Source organism: Nocardia sp. NPDC050630, from assembly GCF_044457245.1.
Classification (GTDB): Bacteria; Actinomycetota; Actinomycetes; order Mycobacteriales; family Mycobacteriaceae; genus Nocardia.
The window spans coordinates 45,890-63,845 of sequence record NZ_JBITGN010000030.1; the positions used below are offsets into that span (position 1 = coordinate 45,890).

The 17,956-nt window shown below is 66.2% G+C and carries 16 protein-coding genes; 9 read left to right on the forward strand and 7 right to left on the reverse strand.

Going from position 1 to position 17,956, the window contains the following annotated elements:
* The first annotated feature begins 45 nt into the window (after positions 1–45).
* The 6 genes from ACIBG0_RS38655 (at position 46) to ACIBG0_RS38680 (ending at position 8,536) form a co-directional block, all read left to right on the forward strand.
* Complete coding sequence (locus tag ACIBG0_RS38655) at positions 46–1,806, forward strand: DUF4407 domain-containing protein (protein ID WP_397040024.1); 1,761 nt, start codon at positions 46–48, stop codon at positions 1,804–1,806.
* A gap of 494 nt (positions 1,807–2,300) precedes the next feature.
* Entirely contained in the window at positions 2,301–3,866 is a 1,566-nt protein-coding gene (locus ACIBG0_RS38660) for an adenylate/guanylate cyclase domain-containing protein (protein ID WP_397040026.1), read from the forward strand.
* A 526-nt stretch (positions 3,867–4,392) separates the two neighbouring features.
* Entirely contained in the window at positions 4,393–5,214 is an 822-nt protein-coding gene (locus ACIBG0_RS38665; RefSeq protein WP_397040028.1) for a hypothetical protein, read from the forward strand.
* Positions 5,211–6,257, forward strand: coding sequence for a DUF4129 domain-containing protein (locus ACIBG0_RS38670; RefSeq protein WP_397040030.1), 1,047 nt, complete (start codon positions 5,211–5,213; stop codon positions 6,255–6,257). The genes ACIBG0_RS38665 and ACIBG0_RS38670 overlap by 4 nt, the downstream gene beginning before the upstream one ends.
* A complete protein-coding gene (locus ACIBG0_RS38675; RefSeq protein WP_397040031.1) occupies positions 6,254–7,237 on the forward strand; it encodes an AAA family ATPase in 984 nt (327 codons plus the stop codon). Before ACIBG0_RS38670 ends, ACIBG0_RS38675 begins: the two co-directional genes overlap by 4 nt.
* A 3-nt stretch (positions 7,238–7,240) precedes the next feature.
* Positions 7,241–8,536, forward strand: coding sequence for a DUF58 domain-containing protein (locus tag ACIBG0_RS38680; protein WP_397040032.1), 1,296 nt, complete (start codon positions 7,241–7,243; stop codon positions 8,534–8,536).
* Positions 8,537–8,842: 306 nt separating this feature from the next.
* Here the strand turns inward: ACIBG0_RS38680 and ACIBG0_RS38685 are convergent, their stop codons facing one another.
* Positions 8,843–9,649: an RDD family protein gene (locus ACIBG0_RS38685; RefSeq protein WP_397040034.1), complete on the reverse strand. Its 807-nt coding sequence runs from the start codon at positions 9,647–9,649 to the stop codon at positions 8,843–8,845.
* A gap of 41 nt (positions 9,650–9,690) precedes the next feature.
* Here ACIBG0_RS38685 and ACIBG0_RS38690 point away from each other — a divergent pair, with 41 nt between their 5' ends.
* Positions 9,691–10,722, forward strand: coding sequence for a stage II sporulation protein M (locus ACIBG0_RS38690; RefSeq protein ID WP_397040035.1), 1,032 nt, complete (start codon positions 9,691–9,693; stop codon positions 10,720–10,722).
* Between the two features lie 583 nt (positions 10,723–11,305).
* Here ACIBG0_RS38690 and ACIBG0_RS38695 read toward each other — a convergent pair.
* Positions 11,306–11,782: a hypothetical protein gene (locus ACIBG0_RS38695; protein ID WP_397040037.1), complete on the reverse strand. Its 477-nt coding sequence runs from the start codon at positions 11,780–11,782 to the stop codon at positions 11,306–11,308.
* On the opposite strand from ACIBG0_RS38695, the gene ACIBG0_RS38700 reads away from it, so the two are divergent.
* Positions 11,767–11,970, forward strand: a complete 204-nt coding sequence (locus ACIBG0_RS38700; RefSeq protein WP_397040039.1) for a hypothetical protein — start codon at positions 11,767–11,769, stop codon at positions 11,968–11,970. The genes ACIBG0_RS38695 and ACIBG0_RS38700 overlap by 16 nt on opposite strands.
* Here the strand turns inward: ACIBG0_RS38700 and ACIBG0_RS38705 are convergent.
* From ACIBG0_RS38705 to ACIBG0_RS38715, 3 genes are all read right to left on the reverse strand, one after another.
* Positions 11,945–13,360, reverse strand: a complete 1,416-nt coding sequence (locus ACIBG0_RS38705) for a hypothetical protein (RefSeq protein ID WP_397040041.1) — start codon at positions 13,358–13,360, stop codon at positions 11,945–11,947. The genes ACIBG0_RS38700 and ACIBG0_RS38705 overlap by 26 nt on opposite strands.
* 75 nt (positions 13,361–13,435) lie before the next feature.
* Entirely contained in the window at positions 13,436–14,203 is a 768-nt protein-coding gene (locus ACIBG0_RS38710; RefSeq protein WP_397040043.1) for an SDR family NAD(P)-dependent oxidoreductase, read from the reverse strand.
* 56 nt (positions 14,204–14,259) lie between these two features.
* Positions 14,260–14,628 (reverse strand): MerR family transcriptional regulator, encoded by a 369-nt coding sequence (locus ACIBG0_RS38715; RefSeq protein WP_397040045.1) that lies wholly within the window; start codon positions 14,626–14,628, stop codon positions 14,260–14,262.
* A 56-nt stretch (positions 14,629–14,684) separates the two neighbouring features.
* On the opposite strand from ACIBG0_RS38715, the gene ACIBG0_RS38720 reads away from it, so the two are divergent.
* Positions 14,685–15,527 (forward strand): polysaccharide deacetylase family protein, encoded by an 843-nt coding sequence (locus tag ACIBG0_RS38720; protein ID WP_397040047.1) that lies wholly within the window; start codon positions 14,685–14,687, stop codon positions 15,525–15,527.
* A gap of 230 nt (positions 15,528–15,757) precedes the next feature.
* On the opposite strand, the gene ACIBG0_RS38725 is transcribed toward ACIBG0_RS38720, so the two are convergent.
* Together ACIBG0_RS38725 and ACIBG0_RS38730 are read right to left on the reverse strand one after the other, a co-directional pair.
* Positions 15,758–16,654, reverse strand: coding sequence for a DMT family transporter (locus ACIBG0_RS38725; protein ID WP_397040048.1), 897 nt, complete (start codon positions 16,652–16,654; stop codon positions 15,758–15,760).
* 449 nt (positions 16,655–17,103) lie between these two features.
* A complete protein-coding gene (locus ACIBG0_RS38730) occupies positions 17,104–17,649 on the reverse strand; it encodes a DUF2231 domain-containing protein (protein WP_397040049.1) in 546 nt (181 codons plus the stop codon).
* Positions 17,650–17,956: the final 307 nt, after the last annotated feature.

The following is a 17,956-nucleotide window of genomic DNA, read 5'->3' on the forward strand; positions in this document are numbered from 1 at the left end:
AGCGGCCAGCCACTTTGACTTGGGATGTAGAGGATGTGGGATCCCATGACAATCACCGGCTTGTTCACCTGGCTCGGCGGAGGTCTCGGGCGCGCGCAGGGGACCGAACTCTACTACCCGCACGAGCGGGCGGATTATGCCGTGAGCGGCGCCGTTGTTCTGCTGTTCGCGGCGGTGGCCGGGGTCGTCGGCGCGGTCGCACTTGCCGCGGCCGATGCCATGCCGTTGTTCGCGGTCGTGTTCGTCGCGGTGGTCGTCGCACTGCTGGCCGGTGCGGTGGCACGCGCCTTGGCGACCGCACGACCTGCCGGTGGGCCGGATCGTCGCGGTGTCATCGGACGCGTCGCCGTCGCGGTGGTGGCCGGGGTTCTGGTCGCCGAACTCGCTTCGACGGTGCTCTTCGGCGGCACCATCGATCGGCTGCTCGATGAAAAGGCCCAGCGTGCGGCCGAATCCGCACCCGCTGTGGTGACCGCGCGAGCCGAGCTGGAGCGTGCGAAGGCCGATCGTGCCGCACTGGATCAGTCGATCACCAAGGCTCAGGCCGATATCGACCACGCGCTGGTGATCGCGCGCTGTGAATACAACCCGACGCCGGAGTGCCCGCAGACCAGGATCACCGGTGTGCCCGGTCGTGGCCCCGAATCGCAGACCGCCAATGCGATGCTCGATGACGCGCGCAAGCAGTTGGCCACGGCGCAGGATCGGGTGGGCGGACTGGATCAGCGGATCACCGAGGACCAGAAGGCTCTCGACACCGCCGGTTCCGCCGCCTTCGCCGCAGCCGATCGCGGCCTCGGCGCGCGCTGGCTGGCCATGAACGACTACACCGCCGGCAGCGCGGGCGCATTCCTGCTGCGGGTGCTGACCATCGGCGCTTTCGTCGTGCTCGCGCTGCTGCCGCTGATCCTGCGGTGGTGGCGCGGTGAGACCTCACTGGATCGGCGACTGGCCTTCCACACCGTGCAGGACCGCGCCGAACGCAGCGCCGATGCCGCCATCGCGATGAAACGCGCCGAGGTGCGGACCGAGGCAGAAAATCTGCGCGCGGAACAACAATTGACCGCTGCCCGACTGGCCGTCGAGGCCGATACCGCCATCGATCGGGAGCGTCAGCGCACCCGGATCATCGCCGCTATCGGCGGGTTGGAAATCGGCATCACGGACCCGGGTCGACCTGAACTTCCAGTCGGTATGGCTGGCGATCGAGAGGACAGCTCCGTGTCTCATGAGGTGACCCCCCATCTTCCGGCCACCGTGACTGCGGGTGCGCTCGCACCGACCGGTAGTGCAGGCGCGGTGGTGCCACATACCGCCTCCACCGCACCCAAGGGCGGCGGCCTGGAACTTCCGCTGATCGGCACCGTGCCGTTCTCCGATACCGCGGCCCGCTTCATCCGCCCGCTGGTACCCGCGTTCGTCGCCAATGCGATCGACACCGCCACCCACCCCCTGCGCACCGCCCGCCAGGCCTTCGAAGAGGTCGAGGAAATCACCTTCACCCTGCGCCGCACCCGCAAGGTGACCGTGGACTCCCAGGACGCACACGCCCAGGCGATGCCCCAGCCTCCGCACCCCGGCTACCAATTGCCCGGCACCGCCGACTCCTGGCATGCCCAGCGCGTCGCAGCCACCGTCGTCGACGCGGACTACACCCAGGACCCCCGCTACTCGGCCCTCCCCTCGGCCACCGCACCCCAAAGCTACGGCCTGCCCCAAGCTGGGCAGCGCGACGAACTCTCGGCTCACCACCGCAACGAACTCCCCAGCCACCGCGGCCCACGCGAACTCCCACCCGCCAACTAGCCGACCGCAGCATCCAGCGGGCCGATTCGCACGGCCTGACGGATTGCACCAGCCACGGCGCGACGCCCTCGGATCAGCCGCCGTGGCCCCACGGCTGGTGCACCGCAGCGTTCTTCGACGCGCACGATGCGGTGCACACTGCCGGGCGCAGTCACCCCCGCCCACGGGAACTGCCGCCCGCCAACTGACGGCACGGTCCAGCGGCCATTTGGTGCGGCCAGACGCATGGCGCCATCCGAGGCGCAAAGACGTTCGATCGGCCGCTCTAGCAACATCTGGTTCACCCGGCATTGCGACGTTCGGTGTGGTGCCCTGCTGGAAGAGGCCACTGCGCGGCCGGGCCTGCCGTCCGCCAACCGACCGGCGGCCGCACGATTTGGGCCGCACGTAGCCGTACCTGGTGCATCGCGGCGTCGCTCGGCGTCAGGTACCGGACATCCTCGGGGCGATGCGGGGTGGCGCTGGCTGCCGGTGGGGCGCATAGTCTGCAACGCATGCCCGACAGTGACTTGCGGACCGTGCCGGATGCTGGGGCTGCCCCTTGGGGGTCGCGGCTGCTCGGGTCGGCGACGGAGTCGGCTGGAAAGCGGCGGATTCGGGTTCAGTTGTTGTTGACGGTGCCGTTGTTGATTGCGAATGTCACCGGGATCACTGTCTCGATCGCATTGATCGGGTTCGTTTTGCCCGGGCCGACGGTGTTCACCAGGCGGCTGGTGCTGCTCAATTTTGTCGCGACGCCGCTGTATGGGGTGTTGGCGCTGCTGATCGGGATGTGGTGGGGCACGACACGCGGGCTGCGGGCGTTGCGCTGGGCCATCGACCCGGATCAGGTGCCGAACGAGGCGGAACAGGTCGCGGCGACGCGGGTGCCGATGCTGCTCGTCGGATGCCAGGCGGTGCTGTGGTTGGGCGGGATGGCGCTGCTGACCACGCTGTACGGACTCGCCGAACCGGCACTGATTCCGAAAATCGTCTTCGGCATCGGGATCAGCGCAATCGTGGTGTCCGCCAATAGTTACCTGATCATCGAGTTCGCACTGCGACCCGCGACCGCCAGAATCCTCGAAGCCGCGGCCTCCCGACAGCGGCGCGGAATCGGCGTCTTCGGCCGCTCGATTCTGGCATGGACACTCGGCTCAGCGGTACCGGTCGCGGGCTCCATGGTGCTCGCCATCATGGCGCTGGCCATGGACAACATCAGCACGGCGCGACTGGCGGTGTGCATGCTCGCGCTCGGCGGTGCGGGCCTCTGTTTCGGTCTATTGCTGATGGCACAGACGCTTTCGGCGACGGTCGCACCCATTCGAGGTGTGCGGCGCGCGCTGCGTCGGGTGGAGGACGGCGATCTCGATGTCGCGGTCACGGTGTACGACGGCACCGAACTGGGTGAGCTGCAAAGCGGATTCAATCGCATGGTGGCGGGACTGCGTGAGCGCGAGCAGATCAGGGACTTGTTCGGCAGACATGTCGGCCACGAGGTGGCCGAGGCGGCGCTCGAAGGCGAGCCGAACCTCGGCGGTGTGGAGCGCGAGGCGGCCGTGCTGTTCATCGACATCATCGGCTCGACGACCATGACCGCCACCCGTCCCGCCACCGAAATCGTCGCCATCCTGAACAGCTTCTTCGAGATCGTGGTCGACGAGGTCGAAGGATGCGGCGGCCTGCTCAACAAATTCGAGGGCGACGCCGCACTCGCCGTCTTCGGCACGCCAGCACCGCTCGACGACGCGGCGGGCGCGGCCCTGAGCTGTGCCCGCGCTATCCGAAACCGTTTAACCGCCGAGGCCTCCGATTTCACCGCCGCCATCGGCGTCGCCGCGGGCCGTGTCGTCGCGGGCAATGTCGGCGCGCACCAACGCTACGAATTCACCGTTATCGGCGATGCCGTCAACGAGGCCGCGCGCCTGTGCGAACTCGCCAAAACCGACCCCAACCGCCTGCTCACCTCGGCATCCACCGTCGCCGCCGCCGATCCATCCGAGGCAATGTACTGGCAGCTCGGCGAATCCGTCACCCTCCGCGGCCGCGTCACACAGACCCAACTCGGCAGGCCCCGGTAGGACGGTCGCCACGTATGACAACGCCCCGCCGCTCCTGGGCTGCGAGTGGTACGCATCGGCCATCCCAATCGCAACGCCACCCCGGCAGTGATCAGCAACGCGACGGCCGTGCCGATTGCGGCGACGCGGACACCCGACACGAAGGGCAGTCGGAGACGAGCTTGCGGGGGTCGCGCGCCTTACCTCGAGCATTGCGGACGCCGTGTTCGAGCCAGTTGCGCTGCATTTGGGCGCGGGTCTCGAGTCCAACCTTGGTGTCGGCGTACTCCTCGTAGGCCCCTCGGGCGTACCTCGTGCCACCGAGGTCAGGAAGCCGACCGCCACCGATTCCGGCGGCTGACGGCCCACCGCGAGCAGCACCAGCATTACCGGGCAGACCGACGCGATACCCAAAAGTCGTGGACCGACTGCCCGCCCATTGATCGCCGTATGTTGTGTCCAGCCTGGTCGGTCGCCGACGGCTAGACTCGGCCGAGTGTTACCAGCCGCCGAGCCGGCCGGTGCCGTCGGGGCGGGGAACGATCCGGTGCCAACCTCCCCTGGAACGACGGTGCCGATCCGCCCACTGAGCTTCCGCGAACTGCTCGACGAGCCGTTCGCGCTGATCCAGGCGAATGTCGTCGTGCTGGCGTGCACCACCGCGCTCGGGCTCGTCCTCGCCGAACTGCTTGTCGTCGCCGTCACCGGCGGGATCTCCTATCTGACCGATGGCTCCGACGCGGGCACCGCATGGGCGGCCATCCTGACGACGGGCGCCGCCGCATGGCTGCTCCGGTTTCTGCTGCGCGGGATGACGGTCGCGCTCGGACTTGCGACGGTCGCCAAATCGCCGATCGGCTGGCGCACAGCGCTGGGCCGGGTGGGTGCGGTCGCCGGTCCGCTAATAGCGTTCCACCTGCTGTTCACACTGGTCGGCATCGGCGTGCTGATCGTCGGCAGCCTGCTGATCATCACCTATCCGTTCGCGCTGATCTGGCTCGGCTATCTGCGCGCCGGACGGTTCGTCGCGGTGCCGGTGATCTTCGTCGAACGGACCACGCACGCCGGTGCGGTCGCGCGCTCGAAACTGCTCGTCCAGGGCGCTCAGTCGTCGATAACCGGATTGTGGTTCGCCTGCCGGGCACTGGTCGCCCTCGTCGCCGTGCCGCTGCTCGGCATTCCGTGGTACCTCTCGGATTTCACCGGCACCCACCGCTGGCAGGTCATCGTCCTGCTGTCGGTATCCGCATTGTTGATCATCGCCTTCGGCGAGGTGGTCGAATCGGCCACGCGGGTGGTCTCGTATGTGGATCGCCGGTGTCGTCGCGAAGGGCTCGATATCCGGGTGCCTGGGACGGATACACGATGACAGAACCCACATCGAATCAGCCCGCGGCCCCGCCACCACCACGACTCGGCCCCGCCGACGCCCACCGCGACGCCGCCGAAAATGCCGCACTGCGCCGGGATTTCGATACCGCGCTACGCGAACGGTTCCGCGCGGTACTGCGCGGCCTCGAACAGCGCGGCATGCTGGAGGTCCGCCGCTCGCGGACCGCTCGGGAAACCGCCGACGACGCGAGCACCGCACTGCCGCTCGAGGATGCGAGCGAATTACAACCGGCCGCACACAGTTTCGACGAGGTCGTCTACGGCGGCCGCCGCGCCACCGAGGACGAATACCGCCGCCTCGAATACGCCGACCGCTACTCGCGCAGCGCCCCGCCGCCCGCACCGGAACCGGTAGAGGCGACGATCACCGAGAAAACCAGGACCCGCAGACAACTTCCGCCGCTGCCGGATCTGCTGCGTAACCCGAAATTCTGGGCCGCGCTGCTCGCCGTCGTCGCACTGGTGGTGCTGTTGTACGCGGTGCTGAATTCGTGTGCGGCGCCCGCGCCGCATAAGCCGACACCGCCGGATATGCCGCCATCCGAACCGCCCGACCACCCGCCGGATGCCAACCGCGACGATTCCGGCTTCGGCGCGGGCCAGGACTCCATTTTCGGCAGGCTGCCCGCTCCGGTCGCCTTCGGTGGCCTGCAATTCCTCATCGCCGCAGCGGTGCTGGTGTGGTGGCGGGCGCGACGTCGGGGCGCGCTGGTCGGTGAACCGCGACCGGTGGAGGTGGCCGCGAACGAACTGCTCGGCGGTCAGGCGGCGCTCTATCGCCGATCGAAGGACTACGAACATGTGGCCGCCCGGTTGCGCGCCGCGACGCTGCGCCGCATCCGGCCGATGCTCGGCGTCGGCACCGAGGTCACACCGGACCGAATTGTCGCGACCGTCGCGGCGCGTACCAGGGCCGATCCGGCGATGGTCGGCGCCGCACTGTACGGACCGGTGCCCGACGTGAGCACCATGCAACTCGTTGCCACACAACTCGAATGGATAGAGGCAGAGGTCGGATGACCAGCACGGACACCAACCACACCCCGACCGCCGATGAGGCGGGCGCCGCATTCGCCGCGCTGCGTGCCGAGATCGGCAAGGCGGTGATCGGCAACGACAGCGCGATCATGTACCTGGTGCTCGCCCTGCTCTGCCGCGGCCATGTGCTGCTGGAAGGCGTTCCCGGCGTGGCGAAGACGCTGTTGGTCCGTGCACTGGCGACGGCCTTGGATCTCGAACACGCCAGGGTCCAGTTCACCCCGGACCTGATGCCGGGCGATGTGACCGGTTCGCAGATCTACGACCCGCACACCACCGAATTCACCTTCCGACACGGCCCGGTCTTCACCAATCTGCTGCTCGCCGACGAGATCAACCGCACACCCCCGAAAACCCAATCCGCGCTGCTGGAATCGATGGAGGAGCGTCAGGTTTCGGTGGACGGTAAGCCGCAGCCGCTGCCGGACCCATTCGTCGTGGTCGCCACCCAGAATCCGATCGAGCAGGAAGGCACCTATCCGCTGCCGGAGGCGCAGCTGGACCGCTTCCTGTTCAAGGTCGATATCCAATTGCCCGGCCGCGATGACGAATTCCGCATTCTGCAGCGGCATGCGGGCGGCTTCGATCCGCGCGATCTGACCGCGGCCGGGTTGCGTCCGGTCGCTGGTCCGGCGCATATCGCCGCGGCGCGGGCGGCGATCACCCAGGTGAGCATCAGTCCTGAGGTGCTCGCCTACACCGTGGATATCTGCCGGGCCACCCGCAACTCTCCGGCGGTCCAGCATGGTGCGTCCACCCGTGGTGCGACCGCGTTGATGGCGGCCTCACGGGCCTTCGCCTGGTTGAACGGTCGTGGGTTCGTGACTCCGGACGATGTGAAATCGGTTGCGGTCGCGGTACTTCGGCATCGGCTGCAGCTACGGCCCGAGGCGGAGTTGGACGGCGTGACGACCGAGGGTGTCATGTCGTCGCTGCTGCTTTCGGTTCCGGTCCCGGTGTAGCTCGTGGTCGTTACCGGTCGGCTCGCCCTGACGGCGGCGGTGCTCGCGCTGTTCGTCTGCTTCGTCATGCCCTCGTGGCTCGGTGTCGTTCTGATGACGAGTGTGCTTGCCGCCCTGGTACTTTTCGATCTCGGCACGGTGGCGCGAGCGCGCGACCTCACGCTGACCAGGGAAGCGTTGACCGTGATCCGGCTCGGACGCAGCGCCGAAGTGGAACTGGGCGTGGTGAACAACGGAACGAGAACGGTGCGCGGGCGGCTGTGGGACGACTGGCCCGGCAGTGCCCGCCCCGAAACCCGCACGCACCGACTGGATCTGCCGCCGAATACCCGCATGCGAGTGCAAACCACGTTGACACCGACCTACCGTGGCGATCGGGTCGCCGGTCCGGTGACAGTCCGATTGTTCGGCCTGCTCGGCATGGCCGGATGGCAGAGTCGCCACACCGTGCCCGCCCGGATCCGCGCGTTGCCCGAATTCCGCAGCGAACGGTTGCTGCGCTCGAAAGTTAAACGGCTGCAGCATCTCGAGGGCCGCAATGTCGCGAATATGCGCGGTCAGGGCACAGAATTCGATTCCTTCCGCGAGTATGTCGCTGGTGACGATGTGCGGGCCATCGACTGGCGCGCGACCGCCCGCGCCACCGATGTGCTGGTACGGACCTGGCGTCCGGAACGCAACCGGCACATGCTGATGGTGTTGGATACCGGCCGCATCAGCGCGGGCCGCGTCGGCACGGGCACCCGTCTGGACGCGAGTATCGAGGCCGCGCTGCTGCTGGGCGGATTGGCCGCCGCCGCAGGGGATTCGGTGGATCTACTCGCCTACGATCGCCAGGTCCGCACCGAGGTCCGCGGTGTCGGCGGACGCCGCCTGCAACTGAAGCTCATGCACGCTATGGCGGGCGTCACCCCGGCGCTGGTCGATACCGACAGCGCGGGCCTGGTGCGCGCCGCCATCCAACGTGCTCGCCGTCGCAGCCTGGTCGTCTGGTTCACCAGTCTGGATGGGGCGGCCGTCGAAGAGAACCTGCTGCCGGTCCTGCCGACCCTCGCCCAACGCCATCGCGTCCTGATCGTCTCGGTCACCGATCCCGACGTCGCCGCGGCCGCCACCAAACGCGACACCCTCGCAGACCTCTACTCAGCTGCCGCCGCCGAATCCCTGATCGCCGAACGCGCCCTGGTGCAGGAATCCCTGCGCCGCATGGGCATTGCCGTCGTCGCTGCCTCCCCGGAACGCCTCCCCGAAGCCTTGGCCGACGAATATCTCGAGCTGAAACAGTCCGGCACTATGTGACTCCACGGTCGCCCAATGGCGGGCACGATGCCGCCTTGGCATCGATGTCGATTCCGGGGCCACGGCCTCATCCGAATACGGATCGTGATCTCCTTGTCCGGGGCGGGCAGACGCTGGTGAGAAGCACTATGGCCACGCGCGGGGCACGGAGGTCGGTCAGAGCCAGAATGGTCACAAGCCAGGTGCAGCGCCGAGAAGAACCCGCGAACCACGCTCCGCAGCGGCCAACACGTACCCCAGCACGGCGGTCCTGCGCTAGCTCAGCTCATGGCCGATGACCGTTGCCGGGGAGAGTTTCGACCAGGCTCAGCTCGTGTGGGCGATCGGCATCGGCCGCGGACCCGCCATCACCATCGGTGTGATGATCGGGGCGAGGGTACGGCGTTGGCGTTCGGCGATGACCGCGCCGAGGATCTGTACGGGTGGATATCCGGCGGGGACCGGGATCTGCATGCGGTCACAGACCGCGAGGAGCAGGGTGTGGCCGAGGTTGGCCTGCGCGGCGGGGGTCAGGGAGTTGACGCGGGACAGGTACTGACGCACCGCGAGTGCGAGATCCTCGGTGATCCCGGACAGGTCCAACTGTCCTGACCAGGCGATGAGCCAAGGCGGTGCGACGGCGAGCAGCGGGTAGGGCACGCTGCGCCGACCGTGCACGACAACGGTGCCCGCGAGTACATCGCCGACCCGGCGCGCATTCGGCGAGCACATCGAGGTGATCACCCCGACCGCACCGAATGCGCCCAACATCCAGAAGTCGACGATCACGCCCGCAAGACCGCGGGTCAGGGCATGGCGGAAATCAATGGGACCGCCGTCGCCGCGCACGACCCGCAGCCCGAGCGCGAGCTTGCCGACGGTCCGTCCGTGCAGGAGGGTTTCGCAGACCACCGGATAGCCGACCAGCGTCGCGACGATGGTGGTGATCGCCGCCGTGCTGTACCACGCGGAGTCGGCGCCGAAGTAGAGCAGTGCCGCGCTCAGTCCGAGCATCAGCATGCTGCCCAGCACGAATTGCACCAGCACGTCCAGGAGGAACGCGGTGGCCCTGGTCGGGATCCGCGCGATCGGCAGCTCGAGTGCGACCGCTTCGCCGGTGGTGAATTCAGCCATGTCGATAGCATTCTTGCGACCGGCGGTATGGGAGGCAACCAATGGACGTAGATGCGTACAGCTACGCACAGCGGGGGGCATGGGATCGACTGGCCTATCTGGTCGGCCGGCGCAAGCTCAGCGGCGCGGAGGCAGATGAACTCGTCGCGCTGTACCGGCGCACCTCGCAGCAGTTGGCGCGCCTGCAATCGCATAGTCCGGATCCGGAACTCATCGCCGGACTCAGCGCGCTGCTGACCAAGGCGCGCGGCCGAGTGCTCGGCACCAAGGGCGATGCGTGGAGCCAAGTCGGCCGGTTCTTCACCCATCGCTTCCCCGCGACGCTGTATCGGGCGTGGCCATGGTGGGTCGGGGTGGCGGCGGTCTTCATCATCGTCTCCACCGGTCTGGCGGTCTGGATTTCCGGATCCGGTTCGGCCCGCGATCTGTTCGGCATCTCCGATCAGAACGACTGGCTCACCGCGCCCGGCGGCGAATTCGAGACCTACTACTCCGAACATCCGCACGACGCGTTCGCCGCGCAGGTGTGGACCAATAACGCCTGGGTGACCGCGATGGTGCTGTTCACCGGGGTCCTGATCCTGCCCGCTGTGTACCTGTTGTTCGGGAACGCGCTCAATACGGCGGTGACCGGCGGGTTGATGGCCGATGCCGGTCGGATCGATTCGTTCTTCGGATTCATCCTGCCGCACGGCACGCTCGAGCTGACCGCGATCTTCGTGGCGGGCGGGGTCGGCCTGAAGCTGGGCTGGACGCTGATCGATCCGGGACGGTCGAGTCGGCTGGAGGCGGTGGCGCGCCAGGGTCGGGCCACCGCGACGGTAGCGCTCGGTCTGGTCGCGGTGCTGCTGGTCTGCGGACTGCTGGAGGGCTTCGTGACACCGAGTTCGCTGCCGGTACCGGTGAAGGTCGGCATCGGATTCATCGCAGAGGCACTATTTCTCGGCTACGTGTTCGTGGTGGGTCGCCGGGCCGCACTCGAGCAGGACGCCCGAGCCGCGGCGGCAGCGGGATTCGGTGGCGCTGAGGAGGATTCCGCGAAGCGCTGGCAGACAACGCCGAGCACACGGTGAGTGAAATGGGTCCGGGGAACCGGTAGCAACGCGCTGTTGCGGATGAGTTTCGAAGTCCCCCAATTGAGTTCCGCTGGCCGCAGCGAGTCCAGCTCAGCTGCGGCCAGCGTTACCGTCAACTCTACACAATCGTTATCCCTACGCAACCCTCCCCGCCGAGGTCAGGCGTATAAAGCAGCACTCCAGCAAACCCAGGTGAGCACATCGTTTTGCTGTCATTCAGCAAACGTTTGGCGACCTTTTGACGGGCTATACAAGCCCTCGCAATCGGCCTTCGGCAACCAATCCCAGATCACGATCGAGAAACCACGGGTAATCCACGAACATTCTTCGAGCGATTAGCTGCTTTGCAAACATAGAGCTCTCAATGGTTCCAAAATGCTATTAGTACCTGCGCATTCACCACTTCCTAATTGATGTTGCTGATAGTTGGATGAGGCAAAAGAGACTTCAGGTTGGTTTACCGCGTTATAAACGTGATGTACACCTAGCCGTAACGCCTCGAGGTGGACTTACATCCGGTCAAGATCATGATTAACCAGTTGCGGAAATGCGGTCGTCGGAGTATCGGATCGCACCGGGGTCAGCACCACGGCCGCAACCATAATCGGCTCTGTGATCTCTGCCACCTTCCTCGCCCAACCTCGTCGAATCGGGCGAAAACGGCAGTGCGACAGGCGAACGCGGCCCCGCACCCCGGACCGGGTACGTCACGCACCCGGTCGACCAGATCGCGGGCGGCGGAGGAATTGCGGTCCAGATCGGCGAGCACGGTCAGGCGCTGCGCATCCGGCCGCGCGAATCGGGCATCGGCGGGGGTGCTGGCCGTCAGCTCGCCGTGCAGGAAGGTGCCCGCACTCGAATCGACCTGGGTGACGTGCTCGACCCGGGAAAGATCGCGCGCGTAGTCCGCGAGCGGCGACGCGGCGACGCCGGTTTCGGTGATCACCGCGAGCGCATTGACATCGCCGCCGCCGAAATCGTCGCGCATCGCGTCACCGACCTGACGCACCTCGGTACTCGTCGGCAGCACCCGATCGTCGGATGTGCCGAACTGCACTGGATGCCGAGTACACCGCCTGGTCGACGGTGCAGGGTATGGCCTCGCTGATCGTCGATGGCGTACTCGACGACCTCGATGACGCGGCCAGGGATAGGGCGATTCACCGAGCGCTCACGAACGTCGAGCGTGGTCTTGCCACCGGACCGAACGCCCGCGACTTCAGCTCACGCGCAGGATTCCGGTAATCGTGCCCTGCAGGATCTTGCGATCAGGTGTGATCAACGGTGACATCTGCAGTGGATCGTCGACGACGGTGCCAGCCAGCGGCCTATTCGAAACCACCGCGCCGGTATCGGGGTTCACGACGGTGAAGGCGTAACCGTCGAGCGGGGTCGTGATGTCGAGTCCGACGCGGGTCACGGTGTAGATGGATCCGTCGGCGGTGGACAGATGCGGAACCGCCGCACTGCGGACGGTGTTCTCCCACACCGTGTTGCAGCCGGTGTCGTCGACATCGACCCTGGTCATGCCGCCGACGAACGGTGCGGAAGCCGGAACAGCCGGTCCCGCGCCCTCGGGAACCGTCGGGTACGGGTATCCGTAAGTGCTGGCGACGAACAGGGACCGACCGATGCCGATCGGCGAATTCTCGCTGCCCGCACCGCCGCGGGTAAGCACCGGCTGCGAGCACACCAATTGTCCAGTGCCGGAACGGAAGACCAGCGCGTGGACCTGTCCGTCCGCATTGTCGACGATGGTCAGATATTCCGCTCCGGAACTAGGCCCGAAGTAGGTCGGGGTGGAGCCGGTACCCCAGCTGAGTTGGCCCGGCTTGCGTGCCGATCCGCGATCGTAGGCCGCGCGCCACAGCACCTCCGGCCGCCCGGTGGCATCGGCGCGCAACTCGTACAGCGCGTATGTCGTGGCGACCGCGACCCGACCGCTCGATGCCGACGAGATGCTGTTGGCCACCGACTCACCCGCTGGCAGCGCGACGGTGGCCGCCGCGCCCGCAGGCGTCACCAGCCCGACCACACTTTTACCGGTGGCGAACCAGACATTGCCGGACCAGTCCGGCACCAACCCGGTCACGTTGTCGCCCACCGGGATTACCGAACTGAGATCGGTGGACGAATCGATCGACAGCCGCCATTTGCCCGCCGCGTCGTGCGAATGGCCTACGCGCAGCAGGGTGCGGTTACCGTCCACGATCACCAGGCGGTCGGCGTTGTCGAGATAGGCGTAGACACCGCCGAGCAGACTGCCCTTGGCGATCTCCAGCGAAGCCAGCGACGCGCCGACCGGACCGGCGAAGGTCGGATCGAGCAGATGGATGGTCGGGGTCTGGCCGATGACGGGTGTGCACAGCGCGACGACCAGATTGTCCGATGCCTCCAGCAGAGTCGGACAGGCCGATGCCAACGGGTATCCGGTCACCGAAATCCCGCTGCTACCAGGCCCGGCCAGCGGCGTCGCATCCGACGATCCGGCATCGCCGTGCATGGTCGCGGTACCGAGCGGCCCGAGATACGGATTGGGTGGTGCCAGCGGCCCCCACGACCCGGCTGCCTCGGCGGTACCGATCGGTGCGAGCGCCAGGACGGTGGCGGCAAGAAGTGCCAGCGGTGATCGCATCAGGTCAGCTTTCGGGTTGACGGCCTTCGATCGAATCCGATCCGAGGCGATAGGGACAGGTCTTCGTCCACCTGACTACATCAGGGCGCCGCCGTCTACGCGGATCTCGGTGCCGGTCATATAGCGGCCGTCATCGGAGGCGACCATGGCGACCACACCGGCGATATCCTCTGGAGTGCCCAGCGCACCGCCGTTGAGCCAACCGGTCATGCGGGAGAACAGCTTCGGATCGAAGCCCTCCGGCTGATCGAGGATGGACTTGGTGGTGATACCGCTGGTGATGCCCGCGGGCACGATATTCACCGCACGCAATCCCTGCTTGGCGTATTCCAGCGCGATCGCGTGCGTGAAGGCGTTCACCCCGCCCTTCGACGCCGCATACGACGCCAGATAAGGCGCAGCACTGAAGGCGGCGGTCGAGGAGAGGTTCACCACGACACCGTGGCCGGACTCCAACAGCGCGGGCAACGCACTCTGGGTCATCAGGAAGGTCCCGGTCAGATTGACCCCGATCACCTGATTCCACACCTCGAGCGGCATCTCCTCGGTGCGCGCTGGCCGCAGAATGCCCGCCGCGTTCACCAGCACATCCAGGCCGCCGAGGAATTCGACCGCCTCGCCCGTAGCGGTGCGCACCGACTCGATATCGGCGATATTCACCTGCACGGTGCGCAGCCGCTCAGCGGCGTCACCCGCCTTCGCCGAGGTGCTCTCCAGACCCGCCGCATCGATATCGGCGGCAACCAGCGTCGCCCCCTCATCGAGCAGCCGCAGGGCGATCCCCTGCCCTATACCCGATCCTGCTCCGGTGACCAATACGCGGCGGCCGTCAAATCTACGCATGCCAAAAATTAGAACAGGTTCTCATTAGGAGTCAACAGGTTCTGGCGGAACCGGTGTCATGAGGCGGCTTTCCCACGGACCGCCTCGAGGTATTCGGCGATGGCGTCGCGATTGCGGGACAGGCAGCGGATGCGGTCGGACATGCGGTCACGTTCGCGTTCCAGGGTGGCCAGCATTTCGGGGGTCGCGTCCGGGAAGTAGATGGTGCGCGGCTTGTCCAGACAGGGCAGGATCTGTTTGATGATCCGAGTCGGCAGGCCAGCGTCGAGTAGGCCGCGGATCTGCAGAACTCGGTCCACGAAGCGGTCGTCGTAGGTGCGATAGCCATTGGCGCAGCGGTCGGCGACGATGAGGCCCTGCTCCTCGTAGTAGCGCAGCAGCCGCCGCGAGGTGCCGGTGCGCTCCGACAGTTCTCCGATCCGCATATTTCCCACCTCGCATTTGACCTTCACATGTATGTGATGGTTAAAGCATAGGCGGCATGGACAACGCACTCTTCGACTACAGCCCGATCGTCGACCGCGCACCGATTCGCTGGCCCAACGATGCTCGGGTCGCGTTCTATGTCGGGCTGAATATCGAGCACTACCAGGTGGACCGGCCCTCGACCAGCATCTTTCCCGGCACGGCCACCCTCACCCCGGATCCGCTGAACTACGGCTGGCGCGATTACGGTCCGCGGGTCGGCATCTGGCGGGTGATGCAGGCGCTGGACAAGTACGACATCCGCGCCAGCGCGCTGCTCAACTCCGATGTCGCACACCATAATCCGCAGATCATCGCCGCCGGTCGGCAGCGCAACTGGACCTGGTTGGCGCATGGCAAGAACAACTCGATCTTCCAGGCCGATATGTCCATCGACGACGAGCGCGCCTACCTCACCGATATCGTCGAAACCATCGAGCGCGCGACCGGCCGCCGCCCGCGCGGCTGGATGGGCCCCGCGCTCACCGAGACCTTCCACACCCCGCAACTGCTCGCCGAACTCGGCCTCGATTACGTCCTGGACTGGACCAATGACGATCAGCCGTATCGGCTCAATGTGCCAGGGCTGCTCAGCGTTCCATATTCGGTCGAACTCAATGACAACAGCCTGTTCCTCGGAACCGGTTTGCGCGGTGCGGATTTCGTGCAGATCGTCAAGGACCAGCTGGACCGGCTCTACGAAGAGTCCGGCCGCGTCATGGCCCTTGCGCTGCACCCCTTCGTCATCGGCCAGGCCTTCCGCATCAAATATCTGGAGCAGGCCCTGGATTATGTGGCGAACCATCCGGGCGTATGGCTCGCCACCAGTGACGAGATCGCCGATGCCATGGCTGTGTGAAGCCAGCGACACCGACGAACTCGAAATCGAGTCCGGCCTGCACGGCGCCGCAACCCGCATCTTCGTCCCTCTGATGTTCCGCCATCGTCACCGCCGTTGGCGTCAACTCGCCACCGTCCTTGCCTACAGCGCATCGAACTCAGGGCCCGGCGCGAGACCACCGACTATGTCGCACATGATGCTGCGCCGGAATCATCTCGTCGACATCGAACTAGCGGCCATGGGGTCACCTATCGCACCGGCTGAACGCCGGTGTGGACGAGTGCGGCGGTCAGTAGTACCGCGCCCAGCAGGCCGGCCGGTGACAACCGTTCGCCGAGGATTGCGGCGGCCAATATCGCACCGGTCAGGGGTTCGAGGAGGGCGAGCACCGCGGCTGTGCCCGGACCGACGTCGGCCAGACCGCGGAAGTACAGCGTGTATGCCATTGCGGTGGAGATCAGGCCGAACACGATTACCAGGGCGACGCTGTGTGCGGTCGGGTCGAAGGTGAGTCCGGATATCGCGGCGAGTGGCGTCAGCAGCACGGCGCCGCCGGTGACGGCGAAACCTGTTGTGGTGATCGCGTCGAGGCCCGGCACCGGACGAGCACTTATCAAGGTGACCGTCGCGAAGGCGCCAGCGGAGACCAATGCCATTGCCGCACCGGCGAATATCGCACCCGCTGCCGCGTAATCGGCGGGCGCGCCGACCAACAGGATCACCCCGAACACCGCGATTCCGATCGTCGCCGCATGCCGACGATCCAGAACCCGCCTGCCGGTCAGATATTCCACCAGCGAAACGACCACCGGTGACATACCGAGGGTGATCAGCGTCGCAAGGCTCACCGACGAGGCCGCGACCGCACCGAAGTAGCTCGCCTGAATGATCGCGACCAGAACCGCGACCGCACCGATCCTGCGCCAAGCCGAGGTATTTCGCGGCAACGGCCGTCGCGTCACGGTCAGCAGAGCGATCAGCAACAGCCCGCCGACGGCGAGCCGACAGGCGGCGACGGACACCGGCGAAAGACCGGTCGCACGATGCAGCAGGGTGCCGACCAAACCACCGGTCCCCGCCGACAGCCCGGCGCCGACAAGACAGACCAACCCGAATCGGTTGACCGTGGATAGAGATGTGGACATTCGCGCTCCTGCGACAGAAACGGTTGGGGTCGCGGAAGCGAGGTGCACAACCGGATGGGACGCGCGGTCCTACACCTCGCTCAGGAGCGCGGCGGCGGAGTAATTACGAACCCTCGGTACACCCGCCCGATACTAAAGATCGCCGGAACGAGCTGTCATTCGATTTTCTGCCGCGGTCGAAGCGGACCACGGACATCGTTGGTTCGGCGTTTCCGCCGCGCCAGCAAATCGAGGTGGACGCGGCCGTCCAGCTCGATGTACATCGCGAGGGCAACCGGTACGCCTGATACGACTGCTGTGCCAGCTACCAGCCCTATCGCGCCTTCGACAGTGGCGAAAACGGCTGTACCGTGGCATCCGGGCACACCACATACGCACCCTGCCGGGATTCGGGAAATGCACCGCCGAGACGATCCCGGCAAACTTACGGCTTTGCGATCTGGGACCAGTTATTCGAGCGAGTCGACGCCGGTGGTCGGAACCGAGTGTCGGTAGCCAGCGGCCTGAGTGGCTTCGTCGGCCACCCGGACGCCGTAGTGATAAGCGAGCTTGCCACCGAGGAAACCCGAGACGCCGAGCACGGCGAGGGCAATGATCGACAACACCAACTGGCCGATCGGCACGGCGCCATCCGGTCCGCGACCGGACTGGCGCCACCAGAAGTCGATGGCGAAGGCGACAGTCACTATCAAATTCAGGCTCATGTGGACAAGGCCGGTGCGAAACGCCGTGGTGCCGGTCGGGATGGCGAGCAGATCCAGCAAACCGATCACGGCCGCGACCAGTGCGCCGAGCACACCGACCGCGAGCAGCCATGCCGAGCCGCGGGCCAGCGCCTGCGGGTCACCCGCCACATGCGACGCGATATCGAATACCAGGCTCGCCACCCATGCCCCGATCGGCACGGTGACCAGGATCGGGTGGAACGGATGTCCATACGGACCGGCCAGCATCGCGCTGACCGGGCGCTTGGCATGTTGCATATCACTGGTCACGACAACCTCCTTGCGCGACTCGGCCGAATGGGGCCACTCGGCCACACCGGTCGCATACCCACTCGGTTTCGACCAACACGCCGACAGCGAGGTCAGGACCGTCCGCCGATTCGGAGTGATACGTCAAAACCGCTGTTCCACAAGGAAATACATACAGACATAAAAAAGCCGCAGACCGAGGAAGAATCCTCGATCTGCGGCTTTCCGCATATTTGTGGGCGAAGGGGGACTTGAACCGCCATATCGCCCCAACTCACGGCACGCGACCTGGGGATTCATCGGGATTGATCGGGATTCACCGGGATTG

Excerpts from the sequence above, each read along its gene's own strand:
- ACIBG0_RS38705 (WP_397040041.1), bottom strand. The coding sequence starts at position 13,360 with ATGCGATCACCGCTGGCACTTCTTGCCGCCACCGTCCTGGCGCTCGCA.
- ACIBG0_RS38685 (WP_397040034.1), bottom strand. The coding sequence starts at position 9,649 with ATGGCTGAATTCACCACCGGCGAAGCGGTCGCACTCGAGCTGCCGATC.
- ACIBG0_RS38710 (WP_397040043.1), bottom strand. The coding sequence starts at position 14,203 with ATGCGTAGATTTGACGGCCGCCGCGTATTGGTCACCGGAGCAGGATCG.
- ACIBG0_RS38690 (WP_397040035.1), top strand. The coding sequence starts at position 9,691 with ATGGACGTAGATGCGTACAGCTACGCACAGCGGGGGGCATGGGATCGA.
- ACIBG0_RS38720 (WP_397040047.1), top strand. The coding sequence starts at position 14,685 with ATGGACAACGCACTCTTCGACTACAGCCCGATCGTCGACCGCGCACCG.
- ACIBG0_RS38660 (WP_397040026.1), top strand. The coding sequence starts at position 2,301 with ATGCCCGACAGTGACTTGCGGACCGTGCCGGATGCTGGGGCTGCCCCT.
- ACIBG0_RS38675 (WP_397040031.1), top strand. The coding sequence starts at position 6,254 with ATGACCAGCACGGACACCAACCACACCCCGACCGCCGATGAGGCGGGC.
- ACIBG0_RS38725 (WP_397040048.1), bottom strand. The coding sequence starts at position 16,654 with ATGTCCACATCTCTATCCACGGTCAACCGATTCGGGTTGGTCTGTCTT.
- ACIBG0_RS38670 (WP_397040030.1), top strand. The coding sequence starts at position 5,211 with ATGACAGAACCCACATCGAATCAGCCCGCGGCCCCGCCACCACCACGA.
- ACIBG0_RS38655 (WP_397040024.1), top strand. The coding sequence starts at position 46 with ATGACAATCACCGGCTTGTTCACCTGGCTCGGCGGAGGTCTCGGGCGC.
- ACIBG0_RS38715 (WP_397040045.1), bottom strand. The coding sequence starts at position 14,628 with ATGCGGATCGGAGAACTGTCGGAGCGCACCGGCACCTCGCGGCGGCTG.
- ACIBG0_RS38700 (WP_397040039.1), top strand. The coding sequence starts at position 11,767 with ATGTGCCGAACTGCACTGGATGCCGAGTACACCGCCTGGTCGACGGTG.